We start from the raw sequence: 16,257 nt of genomic DNA on the forward strand, positions 1-16,257 counted from the left end.
AATATCCATTGAAAATATTTATCTTTGTACGCAATAAATTTTAAGCCTACCTCATTATGTCATTTATTGCAGATAAAGTTGTTATGGATGGGTTGACATTCGATGATGTTTTGTTGATCCCCGCTTATTCGGAAGTTCTTCCTCGTACAGTTCAGTTGACAACCAAGTTCTCACGGAACATTCAGTTGAATATCCCTTTAGTTTCCGCCGCTATGGACACGGTTACCGAAGCTCAAATGGCTATTGCCATAGCTCGTGAGGGCGGTATAGGAGTTATACATAAGAATATGTCTATAGAGGCACAAGCTAAGCAGGTGCATAGTGTTAAGCGTGCTGAAAACGGAATGATCTATGATCCGGTAACAATCAAGAGAGGATCGACCGTAAAAGATGCATTAGCCTTGATGAAAGAGTATCATATCGGAGGTATTCCTGTTGTTGACGATAATCGCCATTTAGTAGGTATTGTCACTAATCGGGATTTACGTTTTGAGCGGAATCTTTCTCGTGCCATAGATGAAGTAATGACTTGTGAAAATCTGGTAACGACAAATCAATCTACCGATTTGCAGCAAGCTGCCGATATTTTGCAGAATCATAAAATAGAAAAGTTGCCTGTTGTCGATAAAGACGGCAAACTAGTCGGGTTGGTAACATATAAAGATATAACCAAGGCAAAAGACAAGCCTTTTGCCTGCAAGGATAAATTAGGACGGTTACGTGTTGCTGCCGGAATCGGAGTGACTGGAGACTCTCTCGACCGAGCCGCTGCTTTGGTGGATGCAGGAGTCGATGCCATCGTAATTGATACGGCACATGGGCATTCCAAATATGTAATCGATGTTTTAAAACAGGTTAAGGCAAAATTTCCTCAAATAGATGTTGTTGTCGGAAATATTGCTACGGGAGAAGCCGCTAAATATTTAGTTGATGCCGGGGCGGATGGTGTAAAAGTCGGTATAGGACCGGGGTCTATATGTACGACTCGTGTGATAGCAGGGGTCGGTGTGCCTCAACTCTCTGCTGTTTATGATGTCGCGAAAGCTTTGGAAGGAACGGGAATTCCTTTGATTGCAGATGGCGGAATCCGTTATTCAGGCGATATCGTTAAAGCTTTGGCTGCTGGAGGATATTCTGTTATGTTGGGTGGATTGTTGGCAGGAGTAGAAGAATCTCCTGGTGAAACGATTATTTATAACGGACGTAAATTCAAGTCGTATAGAGGTATGGGATCGTTGGAAGCTATGGAAAAAGGTTCTAAAGATCGTTATTTCCAAGCTGCGGAGACGGATGTTAAGAAACTTGTCCCCGAAGGTATTGCCGCCAGAGTTCCCTATAAAGGATCATTGTATGAGGTAATTTATCAAATGGTGGGAGGTTTGCGTGCCGGTATGGGATATTGCGGTGCTGCCGATATAACAGCCTTGCATCAGGCTAAATTTACTCGAATCACAAATGCCGGAGTTGCCGAAAGCCATCCGCATGATGTGACTATTACGAGCGAATCTCCGAATTATAGTCGAGGTGAATAAAAAATAAGAGTTACAATAGATTTAAAACTCTGTTGTAAACTGTTTATATAATACACTAATTTGGCGAGATCAATATAATTTTTATATATTTGAGTCGTTAAATTAGTGTATTTCTATTATTAAGTGTAAAATTAAAAGAGGACTCGTCACAAAAGGGTTGCTTAAGTAAAAAAATGAAACGATGAAAAACAAATGGTTATTATTATCCTTGTGTGCCGGTTATTCATTTGCTTTGTGTGCACAGAATCCGGAAAATGATCCTGTATTGATGAAGGTGAATGGAAAAAGCATTAAGAAATCGGAATTCGAATATATTTATAAAAAAAATAATCAACAACAGACAGATCCAAAATCATTGGATGAATATCTGGAATTGTTTAAAAACTACAAGTTGAAGGTTGCTGAGGCAGAAGCATGCGGATTGGATACTACACGTGCTTTCCGAACAGAACTTGCCGGGTATCGTGCACAATTGGTACAGCCGTATTTAGTGGATAGAGAAATGGACGATCGATTGGCAAAAGAAGCGTATGATCGATTAAAGGAAAATGTTGAAGTAAGTCATATTTTGTTTAGGGTAAATCCTGGAATGACAGATACCGAAAAAGATAAAGTTTATCAAAAAGCTAAATCTGTTTTGGAACGTATCCGCAAAGGAGAGGATTTTGGAAAGTTGGCAAAAGAGTATTCTGAAGATCCTTCGGTAAAACGAAATGGCGGATATTTAGGGTATATAGGAGGATTTATGACAGTATATCCTTTTGAAACGGCAGCCTATACAACTCCGGTCGGAAGCGTTTCTGAGCCGGTTTTGTCCCAGTTCGGTTATCATTTGATAAAAGTTTCCGATCGTCGTCCCGATCCAGGAGAACGGCTTACGGCACATATTATGTTGATGTTGCCTTCGAATGCTTCAGATGAAGTGAAAAAAGAAAAAGAAAAGCAAATACGAGAAATATATCAGCAGATAATTCAAGGAGCAGATTTTGCCGAATTGGCTAAAGAAAAATCTGAAGATAAAAATTCCGCTCAACGGGGAGGAGAGCTTCCTTGGATATCTACCGGACGCATTGTAAAGGAGTATGAAGATGCTGCTTATGCTTTGAAGAATAAAGGAGATGTGTCCGAACCTGTTTTGAGCCCTTATGGATGGCATATTATTAAATTGTTGGATACAAGGGGATTGAAGCCGTTTGAAGAATTGAAACCCGATATTATGAGACGAATAGGACGTGATGAGAGATCCAATAAAGGACAAAAATCTCTGATCGAAAAACTGAAAGTCGAATATGCGTTTAATATGAATGCGGGAGAGAAAGAGAAATTGGAAAAGTTTGCAGTAGAGACGAGTCCTATGGATACGTTGTTTTTGAATAATATCAGTAAAGACCAATCTGTGTTGTTCAGTTTGGACGGGAGAGACTGGACTGTGGCCGATTTAGGGAATTTTATGAAAAATTCGAAGTCTGCACAAGGCGCATTTCATGGTGGTAATGTAGCCTATTTAAATAAACAAATAGATGCATTTGTCGATAATGAAATATTACATTACGAGGATACTAAGCTGGAGACGAAATATCCCGAATTCAGAAATTTGATGAATGAGTATCGTGATGGAATACTCTTGTTCGACATAAGTAATCGTGAAGTATGGGAAAAAGCGTCTAATGATGTTGTCGGGTTACAGAAATATTTTAAAGCTCATAAAAAACAATATACCTGGGATCAACCTCGTTATAAAGGGTATTTGATACAATGTGATGATAAGGCTTTGGTCAAAACGATCAAGAAAAGAATTAAATCGTTGCCTGCTGATTCTGTTGTTTTTTATATCAATAAAGAGTTTAATACCGACAGTATTAAACATGTGAAGATCGAGAAAGGACTTTTCCAAAAAGGAGATAATAAAAAAGTCGATAATTTGGCATTTAAGGAAGGCGAATTGTCTGTAGATGAAAAATTTCCGGTCGTTTTTGTTGTTGGAAAAATGCTGAAGAAAGGTCCTGAGTCATATACTGATATGAAAGGTCAGGTGACGGCTGATTATCAGAACTATCTTGAAAAGATTTGGGTACAAAATTTAAATAAAAAGTATCCGGTTGAAATAAATAAAGATGTTCTAAAAACAGTTAATGTGCAATAGAGTAAGCAGATTTCGTTGTAATTTTACCAATTAATATTGGTTTTCTATTAATAAAAGGAACTATGTGGCATAAAATCGCTTTATCCTTATGGAGTGTGGCTGTCATGCTTCTGTTCTTTTCTTGTAAAGAGAACTTTTCAGAAAAAAACAGGAAGGAAGCTGTATTAGTTCGGATAGGCGATAAGGCTTTGACTCGTGGTGATTTAGAACGTGAAATACCTGATCGGCTGAAATCTAAAGACAGTGCTTTGTTTGCAGATAACTATATAAAGCAATGGGTAGATGATCAATTGCTTTATGATGTTGCTTCTCGTAATATTCCGGATAAAGAAAATATCGATCGTATGGTGGAGCGCTATCGGCAGGAACTTGTAATATTTGAATATCAGAAGCATTTGCTAAATGAAAAGTTAGATAAAGAGATTTCCGAAGAGGATATGAACATTTATTATGAAAAAAATCATGATAAATTTAAATTGCATTCAGCGATAATCAAAGGGTTATTTTTGAAAGTTCCGGAAAATTCACCGCAGATTGTCCGTTTGAAAAAATGGTATAAATCAAATACGCCCGAAGCGGTGGAAAATATAGAAAAGTACGGATTGCATAATGCTGTGATTTATGAATATTTTTATGATAAGTGGGTATCTTTTGATGAAGTAATGGATAATATCCCTTATTCTGTGGAACGAGAGGCAGATTTCCTGCGTACGCATAAGAATATCGAATTGAATCATAAGGGATATTGGTATTTTTTGAATATTAGCGATTATCAGCTCAAGGGTGAACAAATGCCCTTTGATTTTGCAAAAGCTCAGATAAGGGAAATTCTCATGAATCAAAAGAAAATGAATTTCCTTAAGGAAGTCAAAGATGAATTATATCAGGATGCCCTTAAGGAGAAAGAGATTGAATATTTCAATTGACGAAATAATAAATTAATTAAAGAGAAAACGATGCGAAAATTTAGTAGTGTATTGTTGTTGACTTTGTTTTTCAGTTTGACCGGAGTTTCACTTCATGCTCAGAATAATATTATAGACGAAGTCGTTTGGGTTGTCGGAGATGAGGCTATTCTTAAATCTCAAGTTGAGGAGCAATATCGGAGCATGCAGTATGACGGACAGAAAATAGATGGAGATCCGTATTGTGTGATACCTGAGCAGATTGCAATACAAAAGCTTTTTATGCATCAGGCGAAGTTAGATAGTATAACTGTTTCCGATGCTCAAGTTTTCCAAGAAGTGGAACGAAAACTGAACTATTTTATCGCCAATATCGGATCAAAGGAAAAAGTAGAAGAATATTTCAATAAACCGATGAGCGAATTGCGTGAAGAGATGGCCGAGATGGTGCGTGAACAAGGAATTGTTCAGGAAATGCAGCGTCAGTTGGTCAAGGATATAAAGATAACACCTTCGGAAGTTCGTCGTTTTTTCTCGGGATTGCCTTCGGATAGTATTCCTTATATTCCTACCCAAGTAGAGGTGCAGATAATAACTATAAATCCGAAAATTCCACAACAGGAAATCGATAATATCAAGGCTCGTTTACGGGAGTATAGCGAACGGGTTACCAAAGGTGAGACGGAATTTTCTACTTTAGCCATCCTCTATTCTGAAGATCCAGGGTCGGCGCGTATGGGGGGAGAGCTCGGTTTCATGGGAAGAGCACAACTTGTACCGGAGTACGCAGATGTTGCATTTAACCTGAATGACCCGAAAAAAGTTTCTAAGATTGTAGAAACAGAATTTGGTTATCATATTATCCAATTGATAGAGAAAAGGGGAGATCGCATTAATACACGGCATATATTGTTGAAGCCGAAAGTTTCTGAAAAAGAGTTGAATAATTCTATCGTGCGTTTGGATAGTTTGAGAAATGACATTACTTCCGGAAAGTTTAAGTTTGAAGAAGCTGCTCAGTTTTTGTCACAAGACAAAAATACACGCAATAATCAAGGGTTAATGGTAAATTCTGAAAATGGGACTACAAAATTTCAGATGAGCGAATTACCTCAGGAAATTGCAAAAGTCGTAAACACGATGAATGCCGGAGATATATCTCAGCCGTTTATTATGATGGATCAGAAAAAGGGAAAAGAGGTTGCCGTTTTAGTAAAATTGAGGTCTCGGGTAGAAGGACATAAAGCCAATATGTCTGATGATTATCAGGCTTTGAAAGCAATTGTCGAACAAAATAGGAGAGAAGATCTGATCGAAAATTGGATTCGGAAAAAACAGAAAGAAACGTATATTCGTATTAAAGACGGCTGGCGGAATTGCGACTTTAAGTATGATGGCTGGATTAAGAAATAAAAATTAGAATAATAAGCCGATTGATGTTTGATAGTAAAAGATATTCAGGAGTAAGCAGGCATAAAATACTGATAGGTGTTTTATGCCTGTTAACTCTTTGTGTTTGGGCGAGACATACACTGGACAATCCGCCTATTGTTGTTAAAAAAACACCGATAAAAACAGCCGTAGATGATCCTCAGAAAGTCTATTTGGAATATGCCAATGAACTACAATTCGATAAGGATATTCATCCCGATTTTCAGATACTGAGAGGAGATGTCCGTTTTCGTCGGGGAGGTATGTACATGTTTTGTGATAGTGCTTATTTCTATGAAAAGACGAATTCTTTGGATGCTTTTGGAAATGTACGTATGGAACAAGGTGATACCTTGTTTGTATATAGCGATGTGATGTTTTATGACGGTATTGTGCAAGTTGCCCGTTTACGCTATAATGTTCGTATGGAGAATCGGGATGTCGTATTGTTTACCGATAGCCTTAACTACGATATGCAGCCTAATATCGGTTATTATTTCGATGGCGGTAAGATTGTCGATACCGAGAATGAACTCAGCTCTATTTATGGACAATATAGTCCGGATACCAAGCAGGCGGTTTTTAATTTTGATGTGCAACTGGTTAATGAGGAATATACGCTCTATTCCGATACGCTGGAGTACAATACGAATACGAAAATTGCCGATATTATCGGACCTTCCGTAATGGTTTCGGATAGCAACGTTATATATTCTAAATTGGGATGGTATGATACGCACAATAATACATCGATGCTTTTCGACCGTTCTATTATCGTAAGCAAAAGCCAGCAGCTTACAGGCGATACGATTTTTTATAATCGGGCAGAAGGATTCGGAGAGGTATTCGGGAATATGATTCTTAATGATACGACTCGTCGGGTAACGATGGAGGGAAATTACGGCTTTTATGATGAAATAAAAGAAGCTTCTATGGCGACAGACTCGGCAAGGGTTATTGATTATTCCCAGCCCGATACATTTTATTTACATGCCGATACGTTACGTTCCTCCGTGTTATTGGACTCGACGCGTTTGATACGTGCATATTACGGGACACGTTTTTTCAGAAATGATATACAAGGCGTTTGCGATTCTATGGTATACAAGACCAAAGATTCTGCCGTGTATATGTTTAAGAACCCGATTCTTTGGAATCTTGATTATCAAATATTCGGGGATACGATAAAGGTATATATGAATGACAGTACCGTAAGGTGGGCACATGTTCCGGCTTTTGCTTTTGCTACACAACAGAAAGATACGGCTTTTTTTGATCAGCTTTCAGGGAAAGATTTGAAAGCCTTTTTTAAAGAAGGAAGATTAGACAAGGTGGATGTTAGCGGAAATGTACGGACTATTTTTTATCCACAAGAAAGAGATTCTACATTTACGGGGTTGAATTATGCGGAAAGTAGTTTCCTTACAATGTATCTGAAGGATCAGAAGATGGATAAGTTGATTATGTATAACAAAGTGGATGGATCACTGACTCCGATACCTAAAATAACCCCGGCTCAACTTTATTTGCCAGATTTTCATTGGTATGAAGAGATCCGTCCGAGAGACCCTGCTGATATATTCAGGAAGATAATTCGTAAGAAGAGTGAAATCCCGAAAAAGAAACGTCGTTTCAGTAACGAAATATAACAGATAACAAGAAAAAGAGGTTGATATGAGTGATGTAATACAGTTATTGCCGGATTCTGTTGCCAACCAGATTGCTGCGGGAGAGGTGATACAGCGTCCTGCTTCTGTTGTAAAAGAGTTGGTTGAGAATGCCATCGATGCCGGTGCTACTTTGATACAGATTATAGTCAAAGATGCTGGTCGTACTCTTATTCAGGTGATAGATAACGGTAAAGGTATGTCCGAAACAGATGCCCGGCTTTCGTTCGAACGTCATGCAACCTCAAAGATTCGCCAAGCCGGAGATTTGTTTTCTTTGCATACAATGGGATTTCGGGGAGAAGCGTTGGCATCTATTGCTGCGATAGCTCAAGTTGAATTACGCACTCGTCGTATCGAAGATGAAGTGGGAACAGCGATTGCATTGGCCGCTTCGGTTGTAGAGTCTCAGGAGTGCGTCTCATGTCCTGTGGGATCGAATTTTGCTGTAAAGAATATTTTTTATAATGTACCTGCCCGGCGAAAGTTCTTGAAATCGAATCAAGTAGAGCTAAGCAATATTCTTTCCGAATTTGAACGTATCGCATTAATTAATCCCGAGATAGCATTCGAATTGGTTCATAATGACAATGAACTTTTTAATCTTCCGGCGTCTAATTTCCGTCAGCGTATCATTTCACTTTTCGGAAAGGGCATGAACCAGCAGCTTTTAACGGTAGAGGTCGAGACATCGTTGGTAAAAATATCGGGCTATATCGGTAAACCTGAAGCTTCTCGGAAACGGAATGCATTACAATATTTTTTTGTAAACGGGAGGTATATGAGACATCCCTATTTTCATAAAGCCGTGATGCAAAGCTATGAGCAGTTGATACCGGTAGGAGAGATGCCTAATTATTTTATCAATCTGACTGTTGATCCGGCTTCCATAGATGTAAATATTCATCCGACGAAGACGGAAATTAAATTTGAGAATGAGCAGCCGATTTGGCAGATATTATCAGCTGCCGTGAAAGAAGCTCTCGGGAAGTTCAGTGCTGTACCTTCTATCGATTTTGATATGGAGGGTGCACCTGAGATTCCGGTTTTTCATAAGGGGGATGAGGTAAGGCCTCCGCAAACGACTTTTACTCCCGGTTATAATCCGTTTAAGAGTTCTTCTCCAGCAGGGACTAAGCGTCCTGATTATGATTGGAGTAAACTCTATTCAGGATTTGAATCGGCAAAAGATATGCCTCGAAACTCGACGGAAGAAGAGCCTCGAATATTTTCTTCAAAAGTCAATCGGCCTGTTGTTCCGGATCTGTCTTCTGCAGAGACTGTTCCCTCTGAGACCATTGCATCGAAAATAAATGATTCTGTTGCTACAACAGTCGGAGGACAGTATCTTCAAGTGAAGGGACGTTATATTATTACTTCTGTTAAATCCGGAGTCGTGATGATCGACCAGTACCGTGCCCATATTCGTATATTGTATGATCGTTATATGTCGCATCTTCAATCCGGACAGGGTGTTTCTCAACGGGTATTGTTTCCGGAAATGATTCATTTGTCAGCTTCTCAGGGGGCTATTCTTTCTGGAATTAAAGAAGATTTGAATTCTTTAGGTTTCGACTTGTCTGATATGGGGGGAGGCACTTTTTCGATAAACGGAGTTCCTGGAGGAATAGAAGGGGTGGATGTCGTCGGATTATTAAATAAGATGATCGAGACCGCATCCGAAAAGGGAGGAGATGTAAAATCGGATATTCATGAAGCCATGGCCTTAACTTTAGCCGAATCTGCGGCAATTCCTTACGGACAGGTTTTGTCTTCTCTCGAAATGGAGCAGTTGGCCGATGATTTGTTCGCTTCTGCCATGCCGGGGTACACACCTGATGGGAGAGTAACATTGACGGTTTTTTCTGTCGATGAACTTCAGAAGCGTTTTAAGTAATTATCTATCGTATAGCTTGCAGGTTTCAAGTAATATTTTTAGAATTTCTTCCCGAAGAGATTTTGGAGCAAGGACTTCGACTGCCGGTGCGTATGATAATATTTCTTGTACCAAATCGAACGTTACTTTTAAGTTGTATTGAAATATAGAGTAGTTAATTCCTCGGGTTATTTCTTTTTGTGAGATGTGTAGAGGCAATTCCCTGAAATATTTTACTTGATTACCTTTTACCTTTAACATTACGGTTTCCGTAATGCCTTCTCCGTGAATAATACCGAAACAGTCTTTGAAATATTCTTCCGGTAAAAAATTTTGAGGAAGTTCAAATGTTTTATCGGTCATCTGCATTACTTGTATCCGGTCGAGAGCGTAAATACGGATCATTTTGTGAAACATAGAATATCCGATAATATACCATCTCTGTTTAAACAATTTTACAAAATAAGGCTCTATATCAAAAGTTTCCGGTTCATTCTTAGTAAAAGACTGATAAGTAACAGAAATTCTTTTTCCGTCCCGCATAGCTTCTATGATCGGAGTCAGATATTTTTGTCCTGAGGGGACATTTTCTAATAAAATGCGGTTCTGTAATTTATATTTCTCATTAATGAGATTATTAACGGTAAAAGTATTCAGCAACCAGTTTCGTAATGTTCCTTTTGAAAGTTGGTCGGCATCTTCTATGTAATATTCATGGGTACTTTTATTACACTCGATATTGATGTCGAACAAATCTTGTATAGCTTCTCGGTGATTATGAAATGTCCGGAGGGGAATCGGCTTTCCTTCCGAAAAGTCGGTTTGCAACCATTTGTCGTTAATCTCTTTAAAAGATAATTTCCCGTTTCTATATATTGTATCTACCAGCCAGATATAGCGGTTAAAAAGATTCTTGGCCATTGGTCGTCAGCTTATTTGTTTTTCTGTTTTTCATTATCATCGGCATGTTCTCAATAGCCCAGTTGACCAGACCTTCTATATGAGGAATTAAGCTGTAACCTCTTTCTGTCAGCTTGTATTCTACTCGGGGAGGAATTTCTGCATATATTTTTCTGGAAATTAATCCGTCTGTCTCGAGAGATCGAAGAGTTACCGTAAGCATACGTTGCGAAATATCCCCGATACTTTTTTGAATATCCGAGAAGCGCATGGTTTTATTTGCGTTCAAAGTTATCAATATTAAAGTGGCCCATTTGCTACTCAAGTGACTTAATATGTCTCGTATCGGGCAAACTCCGGTCGGATGAAAATTTTGCATTTTTTTATATTTTCTATTCGTTTGTTTTTCAATAATGGTTACATCAATGTAACTATCTAATTTATAAGTGCGTTCTTGTTTTCCTAATAGACATTGTTTATTTTTACAAAACAAAAATAATAAACTTACTAATAATAACTATTGTATTATTTATAAATGTTGAGATTATGAAGAAAAAAGTTGCAGTATTAGCGGTCGATCCGGTTAATGGGGCTGGATTGTTTCAGTATCTTGAATCTTTTTATGAAAAAGGAATTTCTTATAAAGTGTTTGCCGTATCCGATAATAAAAATATACGTACAAACTCCGGAATTACTTTACTGACCGATGATTTAATTGCTAATTTGAAAAGTCATGCTGATGAATTTGATGCATTGTTGTTTTCGTGTGGCGATGCCGTTCCTGTCTTTCAACAGAATGCAAACCGAGATTATAATATTGATTTATTATCTGTTGTTCGGGAATTTTCAGATAAGAATAAGTTAATGATAGGGCATTGTGCAGCAAGTTTGATATTTGAAATAGCCGGAATTACGGAAGGAAAGAGATTAGCTGTTCATCCATTAGCCAAACCGGCAATTCAGAAAGGTATAGCTACCAATGATGCCGTAACGATTGATGGAAATTTTTATACTGCGCAGGATGAACATGCAATACCGCAGCTTATACCGTGTCTTCTTGAAGTTTTACAATAGATTTTTTATGGCAAAGGGGAGTAGATAATAAATCTTTCTCCCCTTTGTCATTTATAATTATATTATCTGTTTGCTAAAAATAAAAAAGGACTGCCGCCGCCCGATTGCGATGATAGTCCGCCTTTAGTTGATTAATAATTTTTAGATTGCAGTTTCCTGCTTTTGAGTTAATACTCGGAGCTTTGCATTTAATTCTTGACATTTAGCTCCATTTTTGACCGCTTGATAGCGTTGAATTTGATATCGCAACATAGCGATTTCTTCATTTACAGATTTCATTGTTTTCATCTTTTTTTGTCTTTCCGGATTGAAAGACGATTTCTATTTCTAATTTCTACATTGCAAATGTACGAATAATATTCGATAAATATGTTTTATAACATAAAAAAGATGAGTTTATAACATTCTTTAGTGTAATTATTTGTTTATTATAGTCTATTCGTTAAGAGTGAAGCCCCAAGAGCCGAAGAATATTTTTAGTACAAAATTTCGAACGATTCTGCAACTTTACGATTAGAACTTGAAAAACAACCTCTTTTAAATATGTTTAAACATGAGAAGTTATAGCTCTAATCAGGAAATAAATTCGGCTCATCGGAGTGTAAAGTTAGATGAAATTTCCGATAGAATTCAGATGCTATAAGGTGTAAAGGTCTATTGCTATTTTTGATCTTTAGGTAGGAGCTTTATTATCCGACAAGGATTTCCTACAGTTATATAATTTGCAAGAATAGAGTGGGTAACTATACCGCCTGCCCCGATGACACTGTTTTTATATACTTTTTTATAAGTTATAATAGCGATTTCCCATTTAACTCTAAATCCAATAATAGACGTTTTGCTGCAAGTCCTCCTCCATACCCTGTGAGAGAATGATCGCTACCGATAACTCTATGACAAGGTGCGAAAATTGAAATGGCATTTGCTCCATTTGCATTTGCTACGGCACGTACTGCTTTCGGAACACCCAATAATTTAGCCAGTTCACCGTAAGAAATTGTCTTTCCGTAGGGTATTTCCATTAGTTTATACCATACATTTTTCTGAAATTCCGTACCGATAAAAAGCAAAGGTATATCGAATGTTGTCCGTTCCCGATTGAAATATTCGTCTAATTGTCTGACTGCCTTTTCGATAGTGTCGGAAGTTTTTTCTTCATAGCAGGCTTGTAAATTTTGGAGTATTCTTTTATCTACTGCAATCCGGTGCTTTTCTATTGTCCAGTCACAAAGACAAAGTTTATCTCCAAAAGAGCCGAGTATCAGATCTCCACAAGGGGAATGATATCGTTGTGTCCGAATAATATTAAATTTTTTTTTGTTTTCCATATTGTGGTAAGAAAAATTTGGTTATTGTGATGTTAAAAAAAAGGTTTATAATATGTGTTTTGTTTCTGTATCTGTGCTTTACTAAAATGATAGTAGTTTTTTGACGAATGAAAATAAATAGGAATAAAATTTAAGAAATGTCTAATTTCTTTATTGTATCGGAAAAGTTAAATGAGTTTTTATACAGTGCATAAAATTTCTTTTTTCGGAAAGAAAATTTTTATGCACTGTTTTATTTATCAGAGAGAAAAGCATGAAAGAATGATTTTATTCCCCTGAATAATCAAAATATTCAAACTCTGCATAGCCTTTCGATGAAGGGTTGCTTGAAACGGCATACAGACCAAGCATGATTCCGGTAAACCCCCCCGCAGTTTCAGAACTCAGATAACGAGTATTCATTCGTCCCAATTCATGGAAAGTCTTACCATTCGTCGCATATTCGAATGAATAGAAGTCCCTGTTTCCTTTCACCCGAATTTGTACGTCTCCTTTAGGAAGAACGATTTCTTTTTCTATATGAGAAAGTTCTCCTAAGCGATAACGAAGAATGAGAGCTTGTTTTTTGTCAGAAAGCTGTTTTACAAAAAGATCGTAATGAGAAGTTTCTGACATGTAAACAGTCAGGCCGGCTTCATCCCCGGAAGATGCTTTTTGCAGTTGCACCGATGTTGTTGCTGTGAAGTCTATGTGTTCTTGTCTTCGGCATACCAGAGTCGGGCTGTCTTTAAAATCATTCAAAGTGATAGGAGTGGGCTTTAAACGCAGTTTATTTGAGTCGAATGTATAATTTTCAGGATGAGGATTCCGTACATGTACCCATTCTAACCCGAGTTTCCCGTTCTTAAAGTTCGTGCGTACAGGCTTGGTTGCAAAAGGCTGTTGAGGCAATGTCGGGACGTCCATTCCTAAAGATACACTTCCGTCTCCGTTAATTACCGGCCATGCATTTTTATCCCAGCGGACAGGAGCGAGGAATGTTTCTCGACCGAGCAAATGGTGCATATCACTCTGTGGGCGAAAAGCCAAGAACACGGTCCACCAACTTTCGTCAGGTGCTTGTATTATATCTGCATGTCCGACTCCTTGAATAGGACTGCTTTGCATGTTTCTGTTGATATGAGTTAAAATAGGATTTGCCGGGTTCTGTTCGTAAGGTCCGTCAATGTAACGACTTCGTGCAATAGTTATTTTATGTCCGTATTCTGTTCCCCCCTCAGAAATTAGCAAATAGTACCAATTATCTTTTTTATAAATATGAGGTCCTTCAGGAAATCGACCTCCTGTACCTATCCATATGCGTTTACTTTCGGTCAATTGCTCCCCGGTTTTCGGATTTATTTGACACAAGGTAATATAGTTGTCAGGATTACTTACCAGATAGCATTTCCCGTCTTCGAAATAGAGTGAAGGATCGATCCCCCCTTGTTTGATTGGTATCGGGTCAGACCATTCTCCGGCAGGATCGGTTGTGTGTACGAGAAAATTGCCTTTATCGGTAACATTCGTAGTAATCATATAGAAAACACCTTCATGATAGCGAATCGTAGGTGCGAAAATACCACCCCAGACACTAGCTCCGTTCAAGTTTACTTGTTCCGGTCGTGTCAGACAATGACCTATTTGTTCCCAATTTATCAGGTCTTTACTATGAAATACCGGCACTCCGGGAAAATACTGAAAACTGCTGGTTACCAAATAAAAATCTTCACCTACACGGCATATACTCGGGTCGGGATGAAAACCCGGTATCACAGGATTTTTATAACCTTGTTGTGTTTGTGCCGGACAAGACAGACAGGCGATCAGTCCGGCGATTAATAAGAATTTTTTCATTATTATATTGTATTTATATTTATATAACTGTTTATGTGTTTATTAGCACTGACAGGCTTTTACAAAGTTAAATATAAATAAAAAACTGCGAAAATAAATTCGCAGTTTTTTATTTATATCTGTTTTTTGTAGAAAAAAGAGTTTGCCTTGCTCACCATTCGATGAATTTACCTCGCTGACGACGTTTTTCAAGTTCCTTTTCTAAATAAATCTGACGATCACGAGCGATATAACGGCGGGCAAAGATATTAGGAATAGCTACACCTAATGAAATACAAAGAATTATGAGAGCCGATGTCGTTCCATTGTAAAAAGCATTAGTCACTTCTCCGACGATACCGTTCATATTTATGAAAGCCAGTAAAGAACGATACATCAATACGCCTGGAATCATCGGGATAACAGACGGAATTGTCAACACATGATTAGGCACATGAAACCAGTGAACTGCTTTTACAGCAATAAGACTGACGACGAAACTGCCCATAAATGAGCCGATTATCGGACCTAATCCTAATTCGAAATTTACAAAATTACGTGTACATACGGCGATGATACCACCTATTGCTACGACCCATAGTAAACGACGCTGAATATTGAATATCATGGAGAACCCGACTGCCGCGATTGCGGCTGCAATCGCATATACGTAGTACGAATCATGAGGAACCATACTTAGTTCACTGAATTTATGATCTATCGTAATATCGTCCATCATTAATACACGCATTACAAAAGCTATTCCGAAAGTCATTGCCCCGACCATCATCGCAGTATTGGCCGCACGAGTAATTCCGGTAAGCAGATGATTATCTATCATATCATCCACAAAATTAATTAGCGGTACACCCGGTACGATGAACAAGGCGCATGCCAATAACGGATGGTAAGGCGTTTCAGATAATCCTGTATAAGATGATGCGTATGCCAGGCAGGTAGATATGAATGCAGCAATGGCGATACTCATATAAACGTTAATTCCAAAATCGATACAACGGGCACGAACTCTAAAGCCTATAAATGCGCATATCGATGCAAATAAGAAAGCTGTCCAGTCGCAACCGAATAGTTTGCAAAACCCCCCGCAAGCGAACCCTGCGCCCATGGCAACTATATAATGAGTATAGTTTCGGGGTTGCTCGGCTATTTTAGTGAGTTCTTCCTCATATTTATCCAATGAATAATCTTCTTCGATAGCTCGCCATGACAGTTTGCTGATTTGTGAGATCGTAGTCATATTGATACCATGTTTCTCACATTTTTGAAATTTTGAAAAAGAATGGCGTTCATCGCTTACATTCACCATTATCATGGTCCATCTGATATCGATATGCAGCTTATTTTCAGGGATTCCCATAAATGCGGCAACACGTTTCATATTTCGTTCGATTCGGTTTGTGTCGGCTGCACTTTCCATCAGCAGTTTACCGGTGCGTAGTAAAAGGTCGAGTTTTTTTCGTAATAATAGGATTTCTTGTTCTGTCAAAATATTATTTTCCATCTCTTGTTAATTCAATAATTACAACGGCATATTCCCATGCTTTTTAGGAGGATTAGAAACGTTC

At 38.1% G+C, this 16,257-nt stretch carries 13 protein-coding genes and 1 pseudogene; 7 read left to right on the top strand and 7 right to left on the bottom strand.

Translation table 11 applies throughout. The features are described from left to right. Nucleotides 1-56: 56 nt before the first annotated feature. From guaB to mutL, 6 genes are all read left to right on the top strand, one after another. Entirely contained in the window at nt 57-1,532 is a 1,476-nt protein-coding gene (gene guaB / locus AC0UMU_RS02580; protein WP_022601587.1) for an IMP dehydrogenase, read from the top strand. Between the two features lie 181 nt (nt 1,533-1,713). Next, entirely contained in the window at nt 1,714-3,675 is a 1,962-nt protein-coding gene (locus AC0UMU_RS02585; protein WP_288640684.1) for a peptidylprolyl isomerase, read from the top strand. 62 nt (nt 3,676-3,737) lie between these two features. Beyond that, complete coding sequence (locus AC0UMU_RS02590; RefSeq protein ID WP_288640687.1) at nt 3,738-4,601, top strand: peptidyl-prolyl cis-trans isomerase; 864 nt, start codon at nt 3,738-3,740, stop codon at nt 4,599-4,601. Nucleotides 4,602-4,631: 30 nt separating this feature from the next. Continuing rightward, nucleotides 4,632-5,993, top strand: a complete 1,362-nt coding sequence (locus AC0UMU_RS02595) for a peptidylprolyl isomerase (protein WP_009319415.1) — start codon at nt 4,632-4,634, stop codon at nt 5,991-5,993. A gap of 23 nt (nt 5,994-6,016) precedes the next feature. Further along, complete coding sequence (locus AC0UMU_RS02600) at nt 6,017-7,660, top strand: OstA-like protein (protein WP_288640690.1); 1,644 nt, start codon at nt 6,017-6,019, stop codon at nt 7,658-7,660. A 25-nt stretch (nt 7,661-7,685) separates the two neighbouring features. Then, complete coding sequence (gene mutL / locus AC0UMU_RS02605; RefSeq protein ID WP_270738264.1) at nt 7,686-9,575, top strand: DNA mismatch repair endonuclease MutL; 1,890 nt, start codon at nt 7,686-7,688, stop codon at nt 9,573-9,575. Here mutL and AC0UMU_RS02610 read toward each other — a convergent pair whose 3' ends face one another. Both AC0UMU_RS02610 and AC0UMU_RS02615 read right to left on the bottom strand, forming a co-directional pair. After that, on the bottom strand, nt 9,576-10,475 hold the full coding sequence (locus tag AC0UMU_RS02610) for a helix-turn-helix transcriptional regulator (protein ID WP_009319418.1): 900 nt from the start codon (nt 10,473-10,475) through the stop codon (nt 9,576-9,578). It lies immediately after the preceding gene. Further along, nucleotides 10,456-10,833, bottom strand: a complete 378-nt coding sequence (locus AC0UMU_RS02615; RefSeq protein ID WP_031258689.1) for a winged helix-turn-helix transcriptional regulator — start codon at nt 10,831-10,833, stop codon at nt 10,456-10,458. Before AC0UMU_RS02615 ends, AC0UMU_RS02610 begins: the two co-directional genes overlap by 20 nt. A gap of 167 nt (nt 10,834-11,000) precedes the next feature. On the opposite strand from AC0UMU_RS02615, the gene AC0UMU_RS02620 reads away from it, so the two are divergent. After that, complete coding sequence (locus AC0UMU_RS02620) at nt 11,001-11,528, top strand: DJ-1/PfpI family protein (protein WP_009319420.1); 528 nt, start codon at nt 11,001-11,003, stop codon at nt 11,526-11,528. Between the two features lie 141 nt (nt 11,529-11,669). On the opposite strand, the gene AC0UMU_RS02625 is transcribed toward AC0UMU_RS02620, so the two are convergent. From AC0UMU_RS02625 to AC0UMU_RS02645, 5 genes and pseudogenes are all read right to left on the bottom strand, one after another. Continuing rightward, a complete protein-coding gene (locus tag AC0UMU_RS02625; protein WP_022601575.1) occupies nt 11,670-11,816 on the bottom strand; it encodes a hypothetical protein in 147 nt (48 codons plus the stop codon). Nucleotides 11,817-12,188: 372 nt separating this feature from the next. Then, a pseudogene (locus tag AC0UMU_RS02630) lies at nt 12,189-12,302 on the bottom strand (sugar O-acetyltransferase); the annotation flags it as partial. A 17-nt stretch (nt 12,303-12,319) separates the two neighbouring features. Beyond that, on the bottom strand, nt 12,320-12,856 hold the full coding sequence (locus AC0UMU_RS02635; RefSeq protein ID WP_022601574.1) for a methylated-DNA--[protein]-cysteine S-methyltransferase: 537 nt from the start codon (nt 12,854-12,856) through the stop codon (nt 12,320-12,322). Between the two features lie 267 nt (nt 12,857-13,123). Continuing rightward, nucleotides 13,124-14,692: a glycoside hydrolase family 43 protein gene (locus tag AC0UMU_RS02640; protein WP_270739127.1), complete on the bottom strand. Its 1,569-nt coding sequence runs from the start codon at nt 14,690-14,692 to the stop codon at nt 13,124-13,126. Nucleotides 14,693-14,843: 151 nt separating this feature from the next. Then, nucleotides 14,844-16,193 (bottom strand): threonine/serine exporter family protein, encoded by a 1,350-nt coding sequence (locus AC0UMU_RS02645; protein ID WP_022390802.1) that lies wholly within the window; start codon nt 16,191-16,193, stop codon nt 14,844-14,846. Nucleotides 16,194-16,257 lie beyond the last annotated feature (64 nt).

This window comes from Coprobacter fastidiosus, from assembly GCF_982245605.1.